The organism is Novosphingobium sp. 17-62-19 (assembly GCF_002256775.1).
GTDB lineage: Bacteria > Pseudomonadota > Alphaproteobacteria > Sphingomonadales > Sphingomonadaceae > Novosphingobium.
In genome coordinates this window covers 49,085-69,085 of record NZ_NCII01000034.1, presented here as the reverse complement: position 1 = coordinate 69,085, position 20,001 = coordinate 49,085, and the positions used below count along the sequence as shown (strand labels likewise).

At 61.2% G+C, this 20,001-nt stretch carries 28 protein-coding genes and 1 riboswitch; of the genes, 12 read left to right on the top strand and 16 right to left on the bottom strand.

Annotation, left to right across the window (positions count from 1 at the left end; translation table 11 throughout):
• Window positions 1–17: 17 nt before the first annotated feature.
• Window positions 18–118: riboswitch (glycine riboswitch) on the bottom strand.
• A gap of 56 nt (window positions 119–174) precedes the next feature.
• From B7X90_RS08450 to B7X90_RS08410, 9 genes are all read right to left on the bottom strand, one after another.
• Window positions 175–849: an NAD(P)H-binding protein gene (locus tag B7X90_RS08450; RefSeq protein ID WP_292623522.1), complete on the bottom strand. Its 675-nt coding sequence runs from the start codon at window positions 847–849 to the stop codon at window positions 175–177.
• The gene (locus B7X90_RS08445; RefSeq protein WP_292623521.1) at window positions 842–2,014 is read right to left on the bottom strand and encodes a deoxyguanosinetriphosphate triphosphohydrolase; all 1,173 of its coding nucleotides are present in this window, start codon (window positions 2,012–2,014) and stop codon (window positions 842–844) included. Before B7X90_RS08445 ends, B7X90_RS08450 begins: the two co-directional genes overlap by 8 nt.
• 8 nt (window positions 2,015–2,022) lie before the next feature.
• Entirely contained in the window at window positions 2,023–2,712 is a 690-nt protein-coding gene (locus B7X90_RS08440) for an amino acid racemase (RefSeq protein WP_292623519.1), read from the bottom strand.
• Between the two features lie 81 nt (window positions 2,713–2,793).
• Window positions 2,794–3,114: a hypothetical protein gene (locus tag B7X90_RS08435; protein ID WP_292623517.1), complete on the bottom strand. Its 321-nt coding sequence runs from the start codon at window positions 3,112–3,114 to the stop codon at window positions 2,794–2,796.
• Complete coding sequence (locus tag B7X90_RS08430; protein WP_292623515.1) at window positions 3,114–4,526, bottom strand: NAD(P)(+) transhydrogenase (Re/Si-specific) subunit beta; 1,413 nt, start codon at window positions 4,524–4,526, stop codon at window positions 3,114–3,116. The genes B7X90_RS08435 and B7X90_RS08430 overlap by 1 nt, the downstream gene beginning before the upstream one ends.
• A complete protein-coding gene (locus tag B7X90_RS08425; RefSeq protein WP_011445494.1) occupies window positions 4,526–4,810 on the bottom strand; it encodes an NAD(P) transhydrogenase subunit alpha in 285 nt (94 codons plus the stop codon). The genes B7X90_RS08430 and B7X90_RS08425 overlap by 1 nt, the downstream gene beginning before the upstream one ends.
• Window positions 4,811–4,812: 2 nt before the next feature.
• On the bottom strand, window positions 4,813–5,190 hold the full coding sequence (locus tag B7X90_RS08420) for a DUF559 domain-containing protein (protein ID WP_292623530.1): 378 nt from the start codon (window positions 5,188–5,190) through the stop codon (window positions 4,813–4,815).
• A gap of 92 nt (window positions 5,191–5,282) precedes the next feature.
• Complete coding sequence (locus B7X90_RS08415) at window positions 5,283–6,398, bottom strand: NAD(P) transhydrogenase subunit alpha (protein WP_292623504.1); 1,116 nt, start codon at window positions 6,396–6,398, stop codon at window positions 5,283–5,285.
• A 19-nt stretch (window positions 6,399–6,417) separates the two neighbouring features.
• A complete protein-coding gene (locus B7X90_RS08410; protein ID WP_292623503.1) occupies window positions 6,418–6,540 on the bottom strand; it encodes an aa3-type cytochrome c oxidase subunit IV in 123 nt (40 codons plus the stop codon).
• A gap of 144 nt (window positions 6,541–6,684) precedes the next feature.
• On the opposite strand from B7X90_RS08410, the gene B7X90_RS08405 reads away from it, so the two are divergent.
• Both B7X90_RS08405 and B7X90_RS08400 read left to right on the top strand, forming a co-directional pair.
• On the top strand, window positions 6,685–8,073 hold the full coding sequence (locus B7X90_RS08405; RefSeq protein WP_292623529.1) for a sigma-54 dependent transcriptional regulator: 1,389 nt from the start codon (window positions 6,685–6,687) through the stop codon (window positions 8,071–8,073).
• Window positions 8,074–8,092: 19 nt separating this feature from the next.
• Window positions 8,093–8,860, top strand: a complete 768-nt coding sequence (locus tag B7X90_RS08400; RefSeq protein WP_292623501.1) for an SDR family oxidoreductase — start codon at window positions 8,093–8,095, stop codon at window positions 8,858–8,860.
• Here the strand turns inward: B7X90_RS08400 and folP are convergent.
• From folP to B7X90_RS08385, 3 genes are all read right to left on the bottom strand, one after another.
• On the bottom strand, window positions 8,857–9,963 hold the full coding sequence (gene folP / locus B7X90_RS08395; RefSeq protein WP_292623499.1) for a dihydropteroate synthase: 1,107 nt from the start codon (window positions 9,961–9,963) through the stop codon (window positions 8,857–8,859). The genes B7X90_RS08400 and folP overlap by 4 nt on opposite strands.
• Window positions 9,964–10,067: 104 nt before the next feature.
• On the bottom strand, window positions 10,068–11,225 hold the full coding sequence (locus B7X90_RS08390; RefSeq protein WP_292623498.1) for a site-specific DNA-methyltransferase: 1,158 nt from the start codon (window positions 11,223–11,225) through the stop codon (window positions 10,068–10,070).
• A 203-nt stretch (window positions 11,226–11,428) separates the two neighbouring features.
• Window positions 11,429–12,019 (bottom strand): ribonuclease HII, encoded by a 591-nt coding sequence (locus tag B7X90_RS08385; protein WP_292623527.1) that lies wholly within the window; start codon window positions 12,017–12,019, stop codon window positions 11,429–11,431.
• Window positions 12,020–12,068: 49 nt separating this feature from the next.
• On the opposite strand from B7X90_RS08385, the gene B7X90_RS08380 reads away from it, so the two are divergent.
• The 8 genes from B7X90_RS08380 (at window position 12,069) to B7X90_RS08345 (ending at window position 17,149) form a co-directional block, all read left to right on the top strand.
• Complete coding sequence (locus B7X90_RS08380) at window positions 12,069–13,214, top strand: PQQ-dependent sugar dehydrogenase (protein WP_292623497.1); 1,146 nt, start codon at window positions 12,069–12,071, stop codon at window positions 13,212–13,214.
• Window positions 13,215–13,298: 84 nt separating this feature from the next.
• The gene (locus B7X90_RS08375; protein WP_292623496.1) at window positions 13,299–13,988 is read left to right on the top strand and encodes a pyrimidine 5'-nucleotidase; all 690 of its coding nucleotides are present in this window, start codon (window positions 13,299–13,301) and stop codon (window positions 13,986–13,988) included.
• 46 nt (window positions 13,989–14,034) lie between these two features.
• Window positions 14,035–14,868: a 2,3,4,5-tetrahydropyridine-2,6-dicarboxylate N-succinyltransferase gene (dapD, locus tag B7X90_RS08370; RefSeq protein ID WP_292623495.1), complete on the top strand. Its 834-nt coding sequence runs from the start codon at window positions 14,035–14,037 to the stop codon at window positions 14,866–14,868.
• A 111-nt stretch (window positions 14,869–14,979) separates the two neighbouring features.
• Window positions 14,980–15,138 carry a hypothetical protein gene (locus B7X90_RS08365; RefSeq protein WP_292623493.1) on the top strand — a complete coding sequence of 53 codons (159 nt, stop codon included), beginning with the start codon at window positions 14,980–14,982 and terminating at the stop codon, window positions 15,136–15,138.
• A gap of 27 nt (window positions 15,139–15,165) precedes the next feature.
• A complete protein-coding gene (locus tag B7X90_RS08360; RefSeq protein WP_292623490.1) occupies window positions 15,166–15,519 on the top strand; it encodes a hypothetical protein in 354 nt (117 codons plus the stop codon).
• A gap of 34 nt (window positions 15,520–15,553) precedes the next feature.
• Window positions 15,554–15,991, top strand: coding sequence for a cupin domain-containing protein (locus tag B7X90_RS08355; RefSeq protein ID WP_292623488.1), 438 nt, complete (start codon window positions 15,554–15,556; stop codon window positions 15,989–15,991).
• Complete coding sequence (locus B7X90_RS08350) at window positions 15,988–16,392, top strand: DoxX family protein (RefSeq protein ID WP_292623486.1); 405 nt, start codon at window positions 15,988–15,990, stop codon at window positions 16,390–16,392. Before B7X90_RS08355 ends, B7X90_RS08350 begins: the two co-directional genes overlap by 4 nt.
• A gap of 4 nt (window positions 16,393–16,396) precedes the next feature.
• Entirely contained in the window at window positions 16,397–17,149 is a 753-nt protein-coding gene (locus tag B7X90_RS08345) for a sulfite exporter TauE/SafE family protein (RefSeq protein ID WP_292623484.1), read from the top strand.
• Here the strand turns inward: B7X90_RS08345 and B7X90_RS08340 are convergent.
• The gene (locus tag B7X90_RS08340; RefSeq protein WP_292623482.1) at window positions 17,095–17,739 is read right to left on the bottom strand and encodes a GNAT family N-acetyltransferase; all 645 of its coding nucleotides are present in this window, start codon (window positions 17,737–17,739) and stop codon (window positions 17,095–17,097) included. The genes B7X90_RS08345 and B7X90_RS08340 overlap by 55 nt on opposite strands.
• 84 nt (window positions 17,740–17,823) lie before the next feature.
• Between B7X90_RS08340 and B7X90_RS08335 the strand changes: the two genes are divergently transcribed.
• Both B7X90_RS08335 and B7X90_RS08330 read left to right on the top strand, forming a co-directional pair.
• The gene (locus B7X90_RS08335) at window positions 17,824–18,129 is read left to right on the top strand and encodes an alkylphosphonate utilization protein (RefSeq protein WP_292623479.1); all 306 of its coding nucleotides are present in this window, start codon (window positions 17,824–17,826) and stop codon (window positions 18,127–18,129) included.
• A gap of 223 nt (window positions 18,130–18,352) precedes the next feature.
• Window positions 18,353–18,640 carry a hypothetical protein gene (locus B7X90_RS08330; RefSeq protein WP_292623478.1) on the top strand — a complete coding sequence of 96 codons (288 nt, stop codon included), beginning with the start codon at window positions 18,353–18,355 and terminating at the stop codon, window positions 18,638–18,640.
• A gap of 129 nt (window positions 18,641–18,769) precedes the next feature.
• Here the strand turns inward: B7X90_RS08330 and B7X90_RS08325 are convergent, their stop codons facing one another.
• From B7X90_RS08325 to B7X90_RS08315, 3 genes are all read right to left on the bottom strand, one after another.
• A complete protein-coding gene (locus tag B7X90_RS08325; RefSeq protein ID WP_292623476.1) occupies window positions 18,770–19,060 on the bottom strand; it encodes a hypothetical protein in 291 nt (96 codons plus the stop codon).
• Between the two features lie 162 nt (window positions 19,061–19,222).
• Window positions 19,223–19,618 carry a nuclear transport factor 2 family protein gene (locus tag B7X90_RS08320; RefSeq protein WP_292623474.1) on the bottom strand — a complete coding sequence of 132 codons (396 nt, stop codon included), beginning with the start codon at window positions 19,616–19,618 and terminating at the stop codon, window positions 19,223–19,225.
• A gap of 65 nt (window positions 19,619–19,683) precedes the next feature.
• Window positions 19,684–19,890 (bottom strand): cold-shock protein, encoded by a 207-nt coding sequence (locus tag B7X90_RS08315; RefSeq protein ID WP_084277208.1) that lies wholly within the window; start codon window positions 19,888–19,890, stop codon window positions 19,684–19,686.
• Between the last annotated feature and the right edge of the window lie 111 nt (window positions 19,891–20,001).

The following is a 20,001-nucleotide window of genomic DNA, read 5'->3' as shown; positions in this document are numbered from 1 at the left end:
TTTCCAGAGCGTCGCTATCGACCAACGCGGTCCATTTGCCTGAGAGATTCCGGGGCGGTTGCTCCTTCGGCGTCTCTCGATCCTGAACGAATCGAGAGAGCTCTCCCGCGCGATCAGCGACGGCTCTTCATCGCTGCACCGCAGCGTGAAGTCAACCAGCCCTTCCTGCGCATATCAACGGTTCAGGATGCGGTGAAATTCGTCGTGGTGATGGATGAAGCGCCCGCGCGGCTTTGCGCCTGCCAGTGAAAGGATCACACGCGCAAGATCGCTGTCTCTTGCCGAACGATAGCGCCGCAATCTGCCTAACATCAGGAGATCAGCGAGCGGACTGAAAATCATGCCGAGCCGTTCGGCAGGGCGTGTTGGACCGTCGCGGTGGCCGCGCAGGAGGCCAGGACGCAACAGATCGAGCCGTTCGAAGTGAAGCTTGGCAAGCTTGTCCTCAACCTCGCCCTTGACCGAGAGATAGAAGTTCTTTGATCCGGCCTCTGCGCCGACCGACGAAACGACGATGAGTTGACGCGCGCCTGCAGCCTTGGCGGCGGCGGCGCTTTCCAGCACGAGATCGTGATCGACCGCGCGGAACGCGGCATTGTCTCCGCCCACCGCCTTGATCGTGGTGCCGAGCGCGATGACGGCGGTGTGCGGGCGACCATCGGCGATGGCATCGGGCCAGTGTCCGGTATCGGACAGCAGCATTTCCATGCGCGCACCTTTGGGCAGCGGCACTTCGCGGCGGGCTATGGCAACGAGGTGGATGTCCGGGCGGCCCACCGCCTCTGCCATAACCGCGCGGCCGATCAGGCCGGTGGCGCCGACCAGAACGACGCGGGTTTGGTCAGACATTTCTGAGGCCGTCAGGGGTCTGGCCGAACAGTTTGGCATAGCTGTCTATGGCGTAACGGTCGGTCATGCCGGAAATGAAATCGGCGATATGGCGGGTGCGCGCGGGTTCGGCTTTGGGGAGTGTGAGACGCCAGCTTTCGGGCATTTCTGACGGGTCATTCGCATAGGCGGCGAACAGTTTTGCAATAACGTCACGCGCGCGGTCTGCGGTCTGGCGCTGCTCATCGTGGAGGTAGAGGCGCTGGTACATGAATTGCTTGAGCACGCGTTCCTGCTCGCCCATTGCGGCAGAGAACGTGGCGAGAGGGCGGCCAGCGACGCGGACTTCTTCAGCGCTGGAAACGCCGGTTTGCGCGATGTTGGCACGCGTCGTGGCGATCACATCGTTGACCATGTGGCCGATCTGCCCGCGCACCAGTTCACGCAACATCCGGTCCTGCGGCGCTGTGGGAAAGCGCTGTTCGATGGCGCGCCACTGGTCTGACACCGAGGGCAGCTCGAGCAGCTGGTCGAGGCAGAGGAACCCGGCGCGCAGGCCATCGTCGATGTCGTGGTTGTCATAGGCGATGTCATCGGAAATGGCGGCGACTTGCGCTTCGAGCGAGGCGAAGGTGGTCAGGTCGAGCGGGAATGCGGCGTCTAGGTCCTCCAGCGCCCAGGTGGGTTTCAGGATCGGGCCATTGTGCTTGGCAAGGCCTTCGAGCATTTCCCACGAAAGGTTCAGCCCCTCGTGCCCGCAATAGGGGCTTTCGAGCCGCATCAATACGCGCAGGGTGTTGGCGTTGTGGTCAAAGCCTCCTGCGCCCGCCATCGCCTCTTCCAGCGCGTCTTCCCCGGCGTGGCCGAAGGGGGGGTGGCCAATATCGTGAGCGAGGCACAGGGCTTCAGTAAGATCCTCGTCCAACCCCAGTGCGCGGGCGATGACGCGGCCGATCTGCGCGACTTCGAGGCTGTGCGTCAGGCGGACGCGGTAGTGATCGCCATCGGGGGCGATGAACACTTGCGTCTTGTGGCGCAACCGGCGGAACGCGATGGAGTGGATGATGCGGTCACGGTCACGCTGAAACGCGCTGCGCGGGCCGCGTGAGGCCTTTTCATCGGTGCCGAATTCGCGCCCGCGCGTGTTTGCGGGGTTGCTGGCGTAAGCGGCGCGGCCCTCGATCATGGAAAGGCTCAGCCGAGAATCCAGTCCACCGCAGCCTGCGCATGGATGCGGGTGCAATCATAAACAGGCAAAACGTTTGCATCTACGTCGATCACCATATCCAGTTCGGTACAGGCCAGCACCGCCGCCTGAGCGCCGCGCTGTCCCATGTTGGTCAGCATGGTCTTGAACGTGCGTTCTGCTGCGCGGGTGGCTTTGCCCTGCATCAGTTCGTCGTAGATGATCGCATCGGTTGCTTCCATCTCCTCAACCAACGGAGGAAGCAGACTGACGCCGTGCGCGACGAGGCGTTTGCGGTAGAAGCTTTCCATGACAACATAACGCGTGCCGAGCAGGGCCGCGGTTTCAATGCCATCCGCTTTCATCTTCGCGGCAACTGCATCTGCAATATGGATCACCGGAATCGAGACCGCACCCGCAACATCGTCATACACCTTGTGCATCGAATTGGCGCCGATCAGCAGTGCGGTGGCACCGGCCTGTTCAAGGCGGCGCGCGCTTTCCGAAAGGATCGCGGCGGCGCGCGCCCACTGATCGGGCGTAGCAAGACGGGCGAGACCTTCGAAATTGAGGCTTTCGATCAGGAGCGGCGCGCTCGAAAGTGTGGAGGTGCGGGCCTGCACCAGTTGGTTGATGTCTTCGTAGTATGTGCGAGTGGAAAACCAGCTCATGCCGCCAATAAGGCCGATCTTGCGCAAAGCGATAACTCCCCGGGCCGGAAACACCCCTGTCCGGCAAGGCCTTACGAAAGGTGACGCGGCAGGTCCAGTAGGCTGCGCCTACTTCTTCTCGGGTGCGAAGCCTGTTGCGCACAACGCGGCGGCGCTTGTGGTGACGCCGAGCAGTTCGGCATCGCCGAGGCGGCGTACGGTCAGCACATAGTCCGACAGGTCACGTTTGGGGGATTGAAGCGTTTCGAGGCGCTGAAGCTGCCCCAGCGTCAGCCGGTCGGTCATCCGCTCGGCCATACAGGCAGCGTTGGCATCGGAAAGGCCCGCGTCGACGAGTGCCGAGCGGACCTTTCCATAGGCCAGCTTCGAAGGCGCGCAGGCCCCCGCAGCAATGGCGATAACCAGCACGGCGGGGGCGATGCGCATCATCAATGCGCCAGCGCCTTGACGATGTCTTCGACCATCTTCTTGGCATCGGCGAGGAGCATCATCGTCTGGTCCATGTAGAACACGTCGTTATCGACGCCAGCGTAGCCAACCCCGCCCATCGAGCGCTTGACGAAGAAGATCGTCTTGGCCTTGTCCACGTCGAACACGGGCATCCCGTAGATGGGTGAAGACTTGTCGGTCTTTGCCGCCGGGTTCACCACGTCGTTCGCGCCGATGATGAAGGCGACGTCCGCCTGCGCGAACTCGCTGTTGATGTCTTCCAGCTCGAACACTTCATCGTAGGGCACGTTGGCTTCGGCCAGCAGCACGTTCATGTGCCCGGGCATACGGCCTGCGACCGGATGGATGGCGTACTTGACGTTGACGCCTGCCTTTTTCAGCACATCGCCCATTTCACGCAGCGCGTGCTGGGCCTGTGACACGGCCATACCATAGCCGGGGATGATGATGACGTTTTCGGCTTCCTTCATCATGTAGGCCGCGTCTTCGGCTGAGCCACGCTTCCACGGGCGCTGTTCGCGCGCAACGCCGTCCGAGGCCGCAGCATCGGCGCCAAAGCCGCCTGCGATCACCGAGATGAAGCTGCGGTTCATCGCCTTGCACATGATGTACGAAAGGATCGCGCCCGACGAGCCGACCAGTGCGCCCGTCACGATCATCGCGGTGTTCTGGAGCGTGAAGCCCATCGCCGCGGCTGCCCAACCCGAATAGGAATTGAGCATCGAGACGACCACCGGCATGTCCGCGCCGCCGATCGGGATGATCAGCAGGAAGCCGATGATGAAGGCCAGCACCGTCAGCGTGGCGATGACCCAGACCGACTGGTCCTGCGTGAAGTAGGCGGTCAGCCCGATGATCGCCAGCAGCGTGCCGAGGTTCAGCACATGGCGGCCCGGCAGCATGATCGGCGAGCCGCTCATCTTGCCCGCAAGTTTCAGGAACGCGATGATCGAGCCGGAGAAGGTGATTGCGCCGATGGCAATGCCAAGGCCGAGTTCGATACGGCTGACCGGGTTGATCTGGCCATTCGGCAGCATGATGTCGAAGGCTTCGGGGTTTAGGTAAGCCGCGAGGCCCACCAGCACCGCTGCAAGACCGACCAGCGAGTGGAACGCGGCGACCAGCTGCGGCATGTCAGTCATCGCGATCTTGCGCGCGATGACAAAGCCGATGCCGCCGCCGATGGCCAGCGCCACGAGGATTTCCGGCAGGCTGGCGATGGAGTGCGTGAGCAGCGTGGTGACCACCGCGATGGTCATGCCGATCATGCCATAGCGGTTGCCCGCACGGCTTGTGGCGGGGCTGGACAGCCCGCGCAGGGCCAGGATGAACAGGACGCCCGAGACGAGATAGGCCAATGCGACCCAGGGAGAGACAGCGACGTGTTCCATCACTTCTTCTCCTTCTTCTTGTACATCGCCAACATGCGCGCCGTAACGGCAAACCCGCCGAAGATGTTGACCGAAGCCAGCACCACCGCGCCCAGCCCCAGCCACTTGGCCGACGGGCTACCGGCTGCGGCAGAAGCCACCAGCGCGCCGACCACGATCACCGAGGAGATCGCATTGGTCACCGCCATCAGCGGCGTGTGCAGCGCCGGGGTGACCGACCAGACGACGTAGTACCCGACAAAGCAGGCGAGCACGAAAATGCTCAGGATCGATATGAAGTCCATTATTACCCCTCCTCCCCGGCACGGGGAGGGGGACCATCCGAAGGATGGTGGAGGGGGCTATCCGCACGCGCGACGATGGCTTCGGCAGTGCCGACCACATCTGCGAGTATGCGCTTCGCCGAAATCCTCAAAACCCTGTACCCGTTTTCGACCAGAAATTTGAATCTGTGTGTATCGTTCATGGCGCGTTCGGTATCGTGGACCCAGCCTTCGACTTCGATGATGAGCCTTGCAGAGGCACAGTAGAAATCGGCGACGTAAGGTCCAACCGGATGCTGCCTGCGGAATTTCAGTCCCCTCGGACGTTGCCGCAGCACTTGCCACAGCATGACTTCGGGCTTTGTCATCTCCCGCCGAAGCTGGCGGGCGCGGTAGACTATCGGGCGTTGTGTTTGGGGTGAACCCCCTCCACCACCCTTCGGGCGGTCCCCCTCCCCGTGCCGGGGAGGATGAGGGACGCCGCCCGGAGCGCTCAACCCAGCAACCTCTCGTTCACAACCTTGCCGCCCTGTGTGAGGCGGATGGCGTTGCCGATTTCCTCGTCCAGAACAGGTTTGCCCTGTTCCTTGTCCCAGAAGGCCGAGAGGAAGTTGTAGAGGTTGCGGCTGAACAGGGCCGAGGCATCGGCGGGCAATTGCGCGGGCGTGTTCGAATAGCCGACGATCTTGACGCCGTGCTTCACGACAACCTCATCGGGCACCGACCCTTCGACATTGCCGCCTTGCGCCACGGCAAGGTCGAAAATGACCGAACCGGGCTTCATTGTGGCGATCTGTGCATCGCTGATCAGGCGCGGCGCGGCGCGGCCAGGGATCAATGCCGTGGTGATCACGATGTCCTGCTTGGCGATGTGGCTGGAGACCAGTTCGGTCTGGGCCTTCTGGTACTCCTCTGACATTTCGGTGGCATAGCCACCTGCGCCTTCACCTTCGATCCCAGCGACGTTCTCGACGAAGATCGGCTTGGCGCCGAGCGACTGGATCTGTTCCTTCGTCGCCGAGCGCACGTCGGTCGCAGAAACCTGCGCACCGAGGCGGCGGGCGGTGGCGATGGCTTGCAGGCCTGCAACGCCTACGCCCATGATGAAGGCCTTTGCCGCAGACACGGTGCCTGCCGCCGTCATCATCATCGGAAAGGCGCGGCCATAGAGATTGGCGGCGACCAGCACGGCCTTGTAGCCAGCGAGGTTGGATTGCGAGGACAGGATGTCCATGGACTGCGCACGCGTGATGCGCGGCATGAACTCCATCGCCAGCGCTTCAAAACCAGCGGCGGCATAGGCATCGACCCGCTCACGTTTGCCGAAAGGATCGAGGCCCGCCACGATCCACGCACCGGGATTGGCCCCGGAAAGCTGATCAACCTCAGGTCCCTGAACGCCCAACACAATGTCGGCCCCGGCCACAGCGTTGTCCGTAACCTCCGCGCCAACCGCGCGGTATTCCTCGTCGGAAATCGAGGCGGTAACCCCCGCCCCGCTCTCCACGGCCACCGTAGCGCCGAGGGCAATGAACTTCTTAACAGTCTCCGGCGATGCCGAAACCCTGCTCTCCCCTGCCGCGCGTTCCCGAAGAACCGCGATCTTCATTGCCCCCGCCACGGCGCTGTTACTGGATCACTAGGATGACGACGAGCACCAGCACGCAGATCAGCGGCGTGGACCACTTCACCAGATTGACGAAGCCTTCGTAGGTGGCCTTGGCGGCCTTGATGTCATTTGCAGGAGCCATGTTCTTCCCCAATGAAATTTACGCGCCCATTCCGGCGCAGCTTTATCGCTCTAGCGGCGGCTTGGCTGGCACTCAAGTGCGCAGCAACCCTTCTCGCTTAATCGGGTCTTTACTCAATTTGGATAGTGCTGCGCTCCTGACGCGCTGATTGATGATGAACCCGCCCAGTGCCGCCTGATTTCGGCACTGGCTTCGCGGGAGGGATGGCGCACGATCATCGCCCGCGATTCGGAAAGCGCCATCGCTACGCTCGGCACGCGGCAGGGGATGCAGCTTGGCGCGATCATCCTTGACCAGTGGGTACCGGGTGACGATGCCTGTGCCCTTATCGCCGAATTGAAGGCCCGCCGCCCTGCCCTTCCCATCCTGATGCTGACGACCAGCAGTTCACCATTGCTGGCGGTGGAAGCGATGCGTGCAGGGGCAACCGATTATCTGATCAAACCCGTTGCGCCCGAACGCCTGCTGCAAGCCCTGCGCAGCGCCACCACGCGCGAAACCGATGCGATTGAACTTCAGCCGCTGACCGAAAAGCTTGGCGCGCCACTCGATTTCGATTCGATGATCGGCGCAGCCCCGGCTTTCCGTGCGGCGCTGGCTGTTGCAGCAAAAGCGGCACGCACCCATTCAAATGTCATGATCGAAGGCGAAAGCGGCACTGGCAAGGAAATGCTGGTACGCGCGATGCACGCTGCAAGTCCGCGTGCAAAGGCCGCGCTGCGCACGATCAATGCAGGCGGAATTCCCGCCAACCAGATCGAGTCCGCCTTGTTCGGCCATGAAAAGGGTGCATTTGCAGGCGCATTTGAGCGCCACGTCGGGCTGCTTCAACACGCCGATGGCGGCACGCTGGTGATCGACGAGATCGACCGCCTGCCCGAAAATGTGCAGGAGCGAATGGTCCGCTTTGTAGAACGCGGCGAAGTACAGCCCATTGGCGCGCGTCACTCATTCCGCGTTGATGTGCGGGTAATCGCCTGCGCCAATGCGGGGATTCGCGATCTGGTGGAAACCGGCGATTTCCGTGCAGACCTGCTGGCACTGCTCACGCAAACGCAAGTAACTCTGCCCGCTCTGCGCGAGCGGCCTGCCGATATTGCAGCGCTTGCACGTCATTTTCTGGCACGGATTGGCGAACAGCCGGGGCTTCGGCCATTGGGAATCACCGATGGCGCGCTGGCGCTGCTGGGGGCCTACGACTGGCCGGGCAACGTACGCCAGTTGCAGGCTACGCTGTTCCGGGCGGCAGTATTCTGCGATGGCGAAGCGCTCACACCGCAGGATTTTCCTAACCTTTCCAGCTTGATCAGTGAGAGCCATCGCCGCGTGCCAAGCGTCACCGATGGCGCAGGAATCACCCTGTTTGCAGCCGATGGCAATCTGCGTCCGCTGGAAGATATCGAAGCGGATGTTATCCGCCTTGCCATCGGCCATTATCGCGGACGCATGACCGAAGTGGCGCGGCGCTTGGGGATTGGGCGCTCGACTCTTTATCGCAAGCTTTCCGAACTGGGAATCGACAACGCGGCCTGATTGGCGCTAGCCTTGGCGCATGGCTGGGGAATCCGAATTTGCAGGGCGCACTGCGCTCGTCACTGGTGCGGCATCGGGGATCGGTGCTGCGGCTGCGCGTTGGCTTGATGCACAAGGTATCGGCGAACTTTATCTGATTGACATCAACCGACGCGGGCTGGACCAATTGGGCCTTGGCTGCAAGGTTCAAGCCCTCGGCGGCGATGTCACCGATCCCAACTTGTGGAAACTGTTCGAGCGTGAACTGCCACAGATTGACTACGCGGTGCTGAACGCCGGGATCGCGAGCAATGGCGAAATCGTCGATCTCGACATCGCCACGTGGCGCAAGACTATGGCGGTGAACCTTGACGGTACGTTCATGTCACTGCGTTCAGCCATGCGTGCGATGAAGAAGGCCGGACATGGCTCGATCGTGGTGACGGCTTCTGTTTCCGGTGTGAAGGCCGCGGCCGGGACGGCGGCCTATTCGGCATCGAAAGCGGCGACGATTCAACTGGCGCGCGTTGCGGCTGCTGAGGCCGCAAAGTTTGGTGTGCGGGTGAATGCAATTGCGCCGGGCGGTGTCGATACCGGGATCTGGGACAAGGCCGAATGGTTCGCCCCGCTGGTGGAACAACATGGCGGACGTGCCGAGGCACTCGCTGCGATGGCGAAGGATGCGACGCCGTTGGGGCGCTTTGCCAGCGCTGACGAAGTGGCCGCACAGATCGGTTTCCTGCTGTCAGATGCAGCGGCAACGATAACCGGCACCTGCCTTGTCAGCGATGGCGGCGTTTCGCTTTAGGGCAATTGGCTGAAATCGGTGAGCGCAGCGTCGCGCAGGCCGCGCCACACGTGGAAGGCCTGAACGGTTTCGGCGACGTCATGGACGCGAGCCATCTGGCAGCCTGCATCCATCGCTTTCAGCGCGAGCATGACCGAACCTGCCATGCGTTGGTGTGCTGGCACTTCGTTTGACAGCGCGCCGATCATCCGCTTGCGGCTGGCACCGAACAGGATCGGTTGGCCCAGCGCGTGGAACAGGGGCAGCGCGTTGATGAGGGAAAGGTTTTCGGCCAGTGACTTGCCGAAACCGATGCCCGGATCGAGCAGGATCTTGTCGCGTGCGATACCTGCTGCAAGGGCCGCATCCCGACGTTCACTCAAGGCATCGAACACGTCGAGCACGACATCGGCATATGCTCCATCCGCATGAAGATCGCCGTCTGTGCCTGGAGCGTGCATCAGGACTACGGAAGCGCCCGATTTCGCCACGATTTCCGCCGTGCGCGGATCGTGGCGCATGGCAGACACATCGTTGACGATGTGCGCGCCAGCAGCGAGCGCAGCTTCGATCACGGTGGATCGGCGGCTGTCGATGGAAATGGCTGCACCTGCCGAGGCCAGTTTCTCGATCACCGGAACGACGCGTTTGACCTCATCCCCTTCCCACACGGCGGCTGCACCGGGACGCGTGGATTCACCACCAATGTCGATCAGCCCTGCACCCGCCGAGAGCATCGCGTGAGCGTGGTCGAGCGCGGTTTCGGGATTGTCGAGAAACTGGCCGCCATCGGAGAAGCTGTCGGGCGTAACATTCAGGATGCCCATAATTTGCGGTTGATCGAGCCGGAGCATACGCTGGCCGCAAACAAGCGGCGCGTGTGTGCGGCGCAGGTTTTCCCACTGCGCAGTGGCTTCGGCAGCTAGGTGGTCGGGCAATGCTGCAATGGCCGTTGGCAAATCTTCCGTGCCGAGCCGTTGGCGAGTGCTGACCGTTACGCCATCGCGCACGATCAAAGCGAAGCGACTGGCGTAAACGAGGCCACCGCCGAGTCGAATAGCCGCGCCTTCTTCAGACTGTGGGCTATCGCACAGCGCAATGGGGCGGATGTAAACCGATGACATTCGTGCGTCCCCGCGAAGGCGGGGACCTCAGGCGATCATGCACAAGGGTTCCGCCGGGTTGCCTGAGGCCCCCGCCTAGGCAGGGGCGGTGGCATATTAGGCTATCAATCTTCCACAGCCAGCAAATAGAGCTGGCGCAACTCATCAATCGGCTTGACCTCACCTTCGTGTTCGACATGCCAGAACGTCCAGCCATTGCACGATGGTGCGCCTTGGAGCTTTGCGCCGAGGCCATGGATCGAGCCGATTTCAGCTTCGGCTTGCAATGAACCGTCCGCACGGACCACGGCGGAGAACCGACCCTTTTTGGCCGTCAGACGGGTGCCGGGGATGAGGTATCCGCTTTCTACCAGCGCGCCGAACGCGACCTTTGGCGCGCTACGCTTGGACTGCATGGTAACGAGCGAAGATTCATCCAGCGGCAGTGCGAGTTCGATGCGCTCAAGCGCTACTTCGATGTAATCGTCCTCACGCTCACATCCGATCCAGTCCCGGCCCAGACGCTTGGCCACCGCTCCGGTCGTGCCGGTGCCGAAGAACGGATCCAGCACTACGTCACCCTTGTTGGTGGTGGCCAGCATCACGCGATAAAGCAGTGCTTCGGGCTTTTGCGTGGGGTGCGCCTTGGTGCCGTTGCGGCGCAGACGTTCGGGGCCGGAGCAGATCGGCAGAACCCAGTCCGAGCGCATCTGCAGTTCGTCGTTCAGCGTTTTCATCGCACGATAGTTGAAGGTGTACTTCGACTTCTCGCTCTTCGAGGCCCAGATCAGCGTTTCATGCGCATTGGTAAACCGGGTGCCCTTGAAATTGGGCATCGGGTTCGCTTTGCGCCAGATGATGTCGTTGAGGATCCAGAAGCCAAGATCCTGCAGGATCGTGCCGACGCGGAAGATGTTGTGATAGCTGCCGATCACCCAAATCGAACCATTGGGCTTGAGCAGGCGGTGCGCTTCAATCAGCCATTCGCGGGTAAACTTGTCATACGTGGCAAAGCTGGAGAACTTATCCCAATCGTTGGTCACCGCATCGACATGGCTGCCGTCTGGACGCGCTAGATCGCCACCAAGCTGGAGGTTATAGGGTGGATCGGCGAAGATCATGTCAATCGAGGCATCGGGAAGCTTGCGCATTTCAGCGATGCAATCGCCGCGCAGGATCTGGTTGCGTGGGAGGGCAATGTCAGCCTTGAGCACTTTTGCCGGTGCGGCGCGCAAGGCCTTGGCCTGAACCTTGAGCGCACGTTCCTTGACTGCGACAACCATATCTCGTCCCTGACCCCTGTTGATAAGCCTCCGTTTGAGTCATCCCGAGTCCCGCGTCAAGCCGCGACTCGCCAGATTCAGGCGAGTCGCGGCTTTCCACGGATGAGAACGGAAGGAGTCCTTATCGATATGTAGAGTCCGTCCAGCACTTCGGGACTCAACATGTAGTGGTGTGTGCAAACGGACTCACCGGCAAACTTTTTTCAGAGCAACGCCAACTGGGCAACTGGAACGAAGCTGCGACGGTGGAGCGGGGTTGGGCCGTGGATGCGCAGGGCAGCAAGGTGTTCCGGTGTGCCATAACCAGCATTGCGCTCCCAGCCATAGTGCGGGTGCGCCTGTGCCGCTGTGCGCATGATCCGGTCGCGATGCTCCTTTGCTATGATAGACGCCGCTGAAATGCACGGCTCCAGCGCATCTCCACCTACGATTGCCCGCGCCGGCCAACACCATTCGGGGCGGCGGCCATGTGGCGTGAGATTGCCATCTATCAGCACTTCGCCCACGCCCTCGTGCGGTGCCAGTTGCTCACACAGCGCGGACACTGCCAGGGTCATCGCCAGCATGGTCGCGCCGAAGATGTTGAGCCGGTCAATCTCTTCTGGCTCCACCACGCCGACCGCCCAGCGACAGCGGCGCTTTATGACCGCTTCGAGTTCGGCACGGCGTTTGGCGGAAAGCTTTTTGGAATCGTCCAGCCCTGACGGGCGCGGCTTGCACAGTACCACGGCGGCGGCGACTACCGGCCCGGCCAGTGGTCCCCTGCCCGCTTCATCCACGCCAATTGTCAGCATGGACGAAAAGGTGGTGGCACCAGAAGCAGTTGAGGGCATTGTAGAGGGCATGACGAATCCAATCCTGCGCTCGCTATCGCCGCTCACCCTGCTCCTCGCAAGCTGCGGCTCTTCCATTTCCGCACAAGACACCGCCCAAGGCAACGCGCCGGAGGCCGCAGGCATTGCCGTCACCGATGTCGCCTCATTTGATGAACCGTGGGCAATGACCTTCCTTCCTGGCACCGACATGGCGCTGATAACGGAGAAGAAGGGCACGCTGAAATTGTGGCGCGAAGGTTCAGACAGTTCAGTGAATGTGTCGGGAACCCCCAAAGTTGCCTATGGCGGTCAGGGCGGGTTCGGCGATGTGATCGTCGCGCCAGATTTTGCGACAAGTGGCATGGTCTATCTCAGTTGGGCAGAACAGGGCAGCGGCGATACGCGCGGCGCAGTTGTTGGCCGGGCCAAACTGGTCATGGGCGATGCGCCAAAACTCGAAGGCCTCAGCGTCATCTGGCGGCAGTTTCCCAACGTCAGCGGCAAGGGCCACTATTCACATCGCATGGCATTCTCGCCAGATGGGAAATATCTCTACGTCACATCGGGTGATCGGCAGAAGTTCACGCCGGCACAGGACCTTACGGGCAATCTTGGCAAAGTGCTGCGCCTCCTGCCCGATGGCACTCCAGCACCCGGCAATCCGATGGCAGAAAAGGGCGGCGTGACCGCGCAGATCTGGTCATTTGGCCACCGTAACCTGCTTGGCATCGCATTTTCCCCCGATGGAAGGCTTTGGGACATCGAACATGGTCCTGCTGGCGGTGACGAGATCAATCTGGTGGAACCTGGCAAGAACTATGGCTGGCCACTGGTTTCCGGCGGCGATCATTATGACGGCAAGCCAATCCCCCGCAACAATACCCGCCCCGATCTTGCGCAACCTGCGATCAACTGGACTCCCGTCATCGCGCCGGGGAACATGATTTTCTATACCGGCACAGCCTTCCCGCAGTGGCAGGGCCAGGCCATTATCGCCGGATTGGGCAGCGGCGGACTGGTTCGGGTGAAGATCGATGGCGCCAAGGCAACAGAGCTGGAACGTATTGACCTCGGCAATCGCATTCGCGAGATCGAGCAGGCCCCCGATGGTTCGATTTACGTGCTCGAGGACGGTGACGGCGCCAAGCTGCGACATATCACGCCCAATGGCTAGCGTAGCAGTGGTCAGCCCGCCTGTGTGATGGTAACGGCTCGTCCATAAGTGGCGCTTCTGCCTGCCGCGTATGAGACGAGCCCGATGCCGTTCGATCCCCATTGCGTCGATTGCTGGATCTTCGATCTGGACAACACTCTGTACCCGCCATCGACTTGTCTGTTCGACCAGATCGATGAGCGGATGGGCCTTTTCATCCAGGGCCTGCTTGGTTGCGATGCCATAGAGGCACGGCGCGTACAGAAGCTCTATTTCCATGATCACGGCACGACGCTTTCCGGCCTGATGCACTACCACGCGACCGAGCCGCACGAATTCCTGGGCTTCGTCCACGATATCGACATGGCACCGCTGGCCGCCGCCCCCCGCCTTGCCGACCGTCTTGCCGCCTTGCCGGGCCGCAAGCTGCTCTTCACCAACGGCGACGATGCCTATGCCGCCAAAGTCCTTGCTGGCCTTGGGCTGGAAAACAGTTTTGAGGGCGTGTGGGACATCCACGCCATGCTGTATCGCCCAAAGCCCGAAATTTCAGCCTATACCAGCATGATCGAAGCTTTCGACGTCACGCCAAAAACGGCCGTCTTCGTGGAAGACATGGCCCGCAATTTGGCTCCCGCGAAAGCATTGGGAATGCAAACCGTGTGGCTGGACCTTGCCACCGATTGGGGTGACCGCGCCAAGGACGATGCCGCGATTGATCTGGTGGCCGATGATATCGAGAAGTGGCTCGACCACACTCTGGCGAGCCTTGCCGATCCACCCTCTCTGGGCTAGTGGCCGCGCAATTTTGTTCTATAGCGATTGCCCACGGAGAAACACAATGAGCCAGCTCGAAGCCGCCATCGAAGCCGCATGGGAAGACCGCGCCAACGTCACCCCGGCCAGCGCAGAAGTGCGCGAAGTGGTGGAAGCCGCGCTCGAACTGCTCGACAGCGGCAAGGTTCGCGTGGCCGAGAAGGTCGACGGCCAATGGCAGGTCAACCAGTGGCTCAAGAAGGCTGTGCTGCTCTCGTTCCGCCTGAACGACAACGCCGTAATCCCACACGGCGCGGGCGGCGCACCGGCGTTCGACAAGGTTCCCTCAAAGTTCGATGGCTGGGGCGAAAACCGCTTCCGTGACGCTGGCTTCCGCGTTGTTCCCGGTGCCGTGGCGCGCAAGGGTGCGCATATCGCCAAGGGCGTGGTGCTGATGCCCAGCTTCGTTAACATCGGCGCTTATGTCGATGAAGGCACGATGGTCGATACATGGGCCACCGTCGGATCGTGCGCGCAGATCGGCAAGAACGTCCATATCTCGGGCGGTGCAGGCATCGGCGGCGTGCTGGAGCCGCTCCAGGCTGGCCCTGTCATCATTGAGGACGGCGCATTCATCGGCGCGCGTTCCGAAGTGGCCGAAGGCGTGATCGTGGGCGAAGGCGCAGTGCTTTCGATGGGTGTCTATCTGGGCGCATCGACCAAGATCGTCGACCGTGCGACCGGCGAAGTCCACATCGGCCGCGTGCCTCCTTATGCAGTGGTCGTCCCCGGTGCGATGCCGGGCAAGCCGCTGCCCGATGGTACTCCCGGCCCGTCGCTCTATTGCGCGGTCATCGTCAAGACGGTGGACGCACAGACCCGTAGCAAGACGGGCATCAACGAACTTCTGCGCGACTGATCCTTGAGGCCTTTTCCAACTGTTCCGGCCAGATTGTGCGAACAAGGCCGGAACAGGGCGCTGCTCCAAGCGTAGAGTCGGCAAGTTCCGGGAATACAAAGGAGAAGCTCCATGGAAAAGCATGGCCAAGAGACGCACGTTAGTACCGAGGAAGCGCGCAGCGGAGAAACCTCCAACATCATGCGCTGGGTTTTGGCGGCGGGTCTGTTCCTGGCAATCGGGGCACTGACGGTAATCTGGGTCACCGGTGCGCTTGTCACGCCGCAGTAAAAGCGTTCAACACAACAGCAGGTCGCCATGACAATCGGATGGAAGATCACCCGTGAATGTCGTGCTGACCTGCTGAGGCACACGCCGCCCACCTATCAGCGAGTTATCGCTGATCATGTCACATTGTCGATTGTCGGCAGTGAGCCACCAGCGCCCGTCTCAACGGCGATGATTGTCGGACGGGCGGACGATGGTGCGGGCGTTGAAGCAATGGTGGTGGCGCTGAATGGCTCTACAGCACGGCCTGATGGCAAAGTGTGGCACATTACATGGTCACTTGCCGATGATCGCACCGCGCGAGAAAGCAATGATGTGATCGCGGCGCAAGGCTGGACCGCCACCGAACAACGCTTCCTTGTGCTCGAACCCGCGGTCTGGTGATTGACATGCCTATCCGCGACGGCAACAGCGGGTCATGCCCACACCGCAAGACCTGATCGACCAACTCAGCCTCTCGCCACATCCAGAGGGTGGGTTCTATCGCGAGACGTGGCGCGCACAAGCGGTGCCCGGAACTCGCCCGGCAAGCACCGCAATCCTGTTCCTGCTGCGCACCGGTGACCGTTCGCATTGGCATCGTGTCGACGCGGACGAGATCTGGATATGGCAGGGCGGCGATCCGGTCTTACTTGAAATTGCAGAGCATGACGCAACGCCGCCCGTTCAATGTATTCTCGGGCCGGATATCGGTTCAGGGCAAAGGTTGCAGGGCGTCGTGCCTGTCGGTCAATGGCAAGCGGCCAAGCCGGTGAACGGCCCGCACGGCTATGCGTTGGTATCGTGCGTCGTTGCGCCCGGCTTCGATTTTGCAGGCTTCACTCTGGCACCGCCGGAATGGGGTCCCGGCGCATGATGCGCGGCATTCTCCGATTGGTCCTAGCCCTGTTCTACTTCGTCGCGGGCATCTTCCATATCATTGCGCCCAAACCGTTCCTCTCGATCATGCCTGCATGGGTACCCGCCCCGGAAGCAGTAGTGCTGCTGACGGGAATCGCCGAGTTGCTGGGCGCTGTCGGGCTGGTGCAATGGTTTTCCCTGTCACTGCGCAGGGCAACGGGCATTGGCCTGGCCCTCTACGCAGTCTGTGTATTTCCCGCCAACATCAATCATTTCATTCTCGATATGGCGCAGCCGGATGGGGGCCTTGGCCTTGTTTATCACGTGCCCCGGATGTTCGCGCAACCGCTGTTTGTCTGGCTGGCCCTATGGTGCGGTGGGGTAACGCAATGGCCTTTGCGCAGGCGACATACATAGTCACATGCTGCTCTCGGATCCGATCGTTCTCGTAGCCTGCATTGCGGGAGTTATCCTCGTCGGCATGGCCAAGGGCGGGTTTTCAGGGCTTGGCGCTTTGGGAACGCCCGTCGTGGCACTTGCCCTGCCACCGTCGACTGCTGCGGCCATCTTGCTCCCCATTCTGATCGTGCAGGACGTGGTCAGCGTCTGGTCATTCCGCCATTCGTGGGACAAGTGGATCGTAGGCTGGATGTTGCCCGGCGCGGTCCTTGGCATTGCCGTAGGCTGGGCTATGGCTGCGATGATCGACGAGCAGGCGCTGATGGGCGTTCTCGGCGGTATCACTCTGCTGTTCGGCATCTACCGGCTTTGGATCGAGCGGGGTGGCCGGGTGGCGGCCGCATCAACCTCACCCGGCTGGGTGGGCGCACTGTTCGGCATGGCCACCGGCTTCACCAGCCAGGTCGCCCACGCTGGTGGGCCGCCGTTCCAGATGTGGGTCACGCCTCGCAAGTTGCCGCACCTGACCTATGCAGGCACAAACGCAATCCTCTTTGCCGCGATCAACTGGTTCAAGGTGCCAAGCTATCTGGCCCTTGGTGCATTTACCCACGAAGTGGTGATTGCGGCTGCTCTGCTGGTTCCGCTCGCAATCGTGGCGACACTGCTATCCGTGCGCATGGTGAAAGTGCTGAATGCTGAGCGCTTCTACGCCATCATCTATCTGCTGATGGTCCTGCTGGGGGCCAGATTGATATACGCAGCGTTCGCCTGAACTGGCCGGGTCATCGTCCAGAAGCATGGACCATCACGGGCCACCTGCCACGCGTCGATCACGTCAAACCCCAGCGCGCGATATAGCCCGACGTTGCTCTCAGTCGCCGTTTCCAAAACCGAAGGCAGCCCTGCCGCGTCAGCTTCGGCCAAGCCCGCTCGGATTGTAAGCCCGCCCAGCCCCTGCCCTTGCCGGTCTGGCCGCACCGCCGCCATACGCAGATAGTATTGCTGTTCCCCCTGCGGCAGATGCTGCTCGATCGTGCGATCCAGCTTCTCAGCTCGCATTACGGCTGTCCCCAACATGGCAAGGAAGCGCACCATGGCCGGCGGCGTCAGCGGTGCATGTTCGTGGACAACACCCGGCGGACGCCATAAAGTCACCGCCTCAGCCCCCGGCGTGCCCAGTGCCATCCCATGCCTAAGATGATCCTCAAACGTCCAGCGCATCAAGGCTGGCAAGCGCCGTTCGCGCACGTCATCGTCGGGGAACAACCACGTCATCGCCGGATCACCCATGAAGGCGGCGGCCAACGTGGCAGTTGCCGCCTCTGCATGACGGGCTCCAAGCCTGACAATGGTCTTGTCCATATCACCCGTTCCCATTCTGGCGCGCGTTTTGCTGGCTTTCCCGGCGTCACCATGCCACCGCCCGGCCAGGACATGGAGGAAATCATGAGCGACGACGAAGATTATGTCTACGACGAGGACAGCGGCGAATGGATGGCTGCATCAGACCTCGCGGCAAAACGTGCCGCTGAAAATACTGTTGAAGTGCGCGATGCCGTCGGCAATCTGCTGGCAGATGGCGATCAGGTCACGCTGATCAAGGATCTCGAAGTCAAAGGCGCAGGCCAGACGCTGAAGCAGGGAACGCTGATCAAGTCGATCCGGCTGACTGGCGATCCGCAAGAGATCGATTGCCGCTATCCCGGCATAAAAGGGCTGGTCTTGCGCGCAGAGTTCGTTCGCAAGCGCTGATTTTCGGTACGGCGGCGGCACATGCATACGTAACAATGCACAGGCCAATTGCGTTGTAAAACGCCCAACCCTCTGATTACACGAGCATGTTTTGAAACTTGCAGATTATGCAACTGGGCGGTCGGCAAATACAATTGCCGCGTTGCACACAAATAGTATGCTGCAGCGCAACAAGATAAGGGTGCTGAAGGTAATCTTTCCTTATCTTCCAGGAGACATTACCATGATCAAGTCTGCAATCGCTCTCGCCGCCGCTGTCCTCGTTGCCGCTCCTGCCGTCGCTGCAGAAGCTGAAGCCGGTTCGTTCACCTACCAGGGTGTGAAGTACGACTACACCGCCGAACAGCAGGGCGACGTCAAGGTACTCAAGGGCTCAGCCTACGCTGGCAAAGTGCCCTTCGAACTGAAGGTTACCAAGCGCACCGTCACGGGCCGTTTCAATGGACGCCCGGCAACTTTCGACATCAAGGATGTAAAGCCGATCGCCAGCAAGGCTGCTGCCAACGATTGACTGCACCGCAACACGGGAATGCCTCGCCAGATGGCGAGCATCGCAAAACCCGTGAACCGCGCCAGCATGTTGCTGCGCCGGTAAGGTTCAAAAGGGCGCTTCCGATTGCGGTAGCGCCCTTTTCCTTTGCTATCGCTTAGGGCCGCCCATCAGTTTCACTTCCAACCCGCTGCCCGGCTCCCTGGCTTCGTGTTTTGCGATGATTTCATCAATCCGCGCCTCAACCGTGTCCGCGCCCGCGTCGCGATCGATGGGATAGCGGGCAATGATCATGCCATCATCCACGCTGGTCACGCAGATGAAGCGTATGCGGGAATGGCTGGCCAGTTCGTCCAGATCGATGCCGTCAGCCAGAGTCCACGCTTTGCCACCGTGCGAGTGGATGGCGCGCTGACAATGGCGGCAAACCGAAAGCAGCATCCCAGCCTCACCCCGCACCTTTCGCGTTCCGGGTTGATGAATGCGAGTGTACCAGCATTGCGTCAGCGTTTGCGAAGTTTGCGGGCGGATGAGCATGGCCACAAGGATGCGCGCTGATGGTCAATTTCAGCGAAACAGCGTTATACGGCATTTTACCTAGGCTCAGGCCAGCGTGACGAAAATCTCTGCTATCAGCAGCCAGCCCTGATCAAATCGCCGCCACTTTGCAGCGTAGGTACCAGAAGCAACCACATCGTCCGAGGCATTGGCAACACCACGCCAATGGCCATGCTCCATCGCAATCGGCTCAGCCGGTGATGCGATCACGCGTTCAGGTGTGCGGGCATAGATGGTGCGCAGCGCGGCACCAAACTCGCGCTTCCATGCAGCGAGTTGCGCCTTCCGACCCGATATCACCGCACTGTCCGTGCCGGTAACCAGCACCACGTCAGGCGCCAGGATCGGGCCTATAGACGACAAATCCGCCTCCGCCAGCGCGCGATTGAACGCGGCGCGGCGAAGGCGGATTTGCAATTCAGCTTCTGAGGCGAAGGTCATCCGTGCGCATTGGCAGGATGCAGGCCCTTTGCAAAGCCTAGCCTTGACACCTCAAAAGTGCTGGATCAGGCCGAAGCGAGATTGACAGCCGAAGCCTTGCCATTGCGGCCGGTTTCGACTTCATAGCTCAGGCGCTGGTCCTTATCGAGCGAGGCCATGCCAGCAGCCTGAACGGCCGAGATGTGAACAAAGCTGTCCGCGCCGCCGTTGTCAGGCTGAATGAAGCCATAGCCTTTTTCGGTGTTGAAGAATTTTACGGTGCCTACTGGCATGGGAGTTCCTTTCAAGAACGATGGTTGCCCGCCTGCGAAAGTGCAGACAGGCCGTGCGTCAAAATCGTCAATTGAAAGGAAATCGTCGTCAAAAGCCGCGAGAGCACTTGC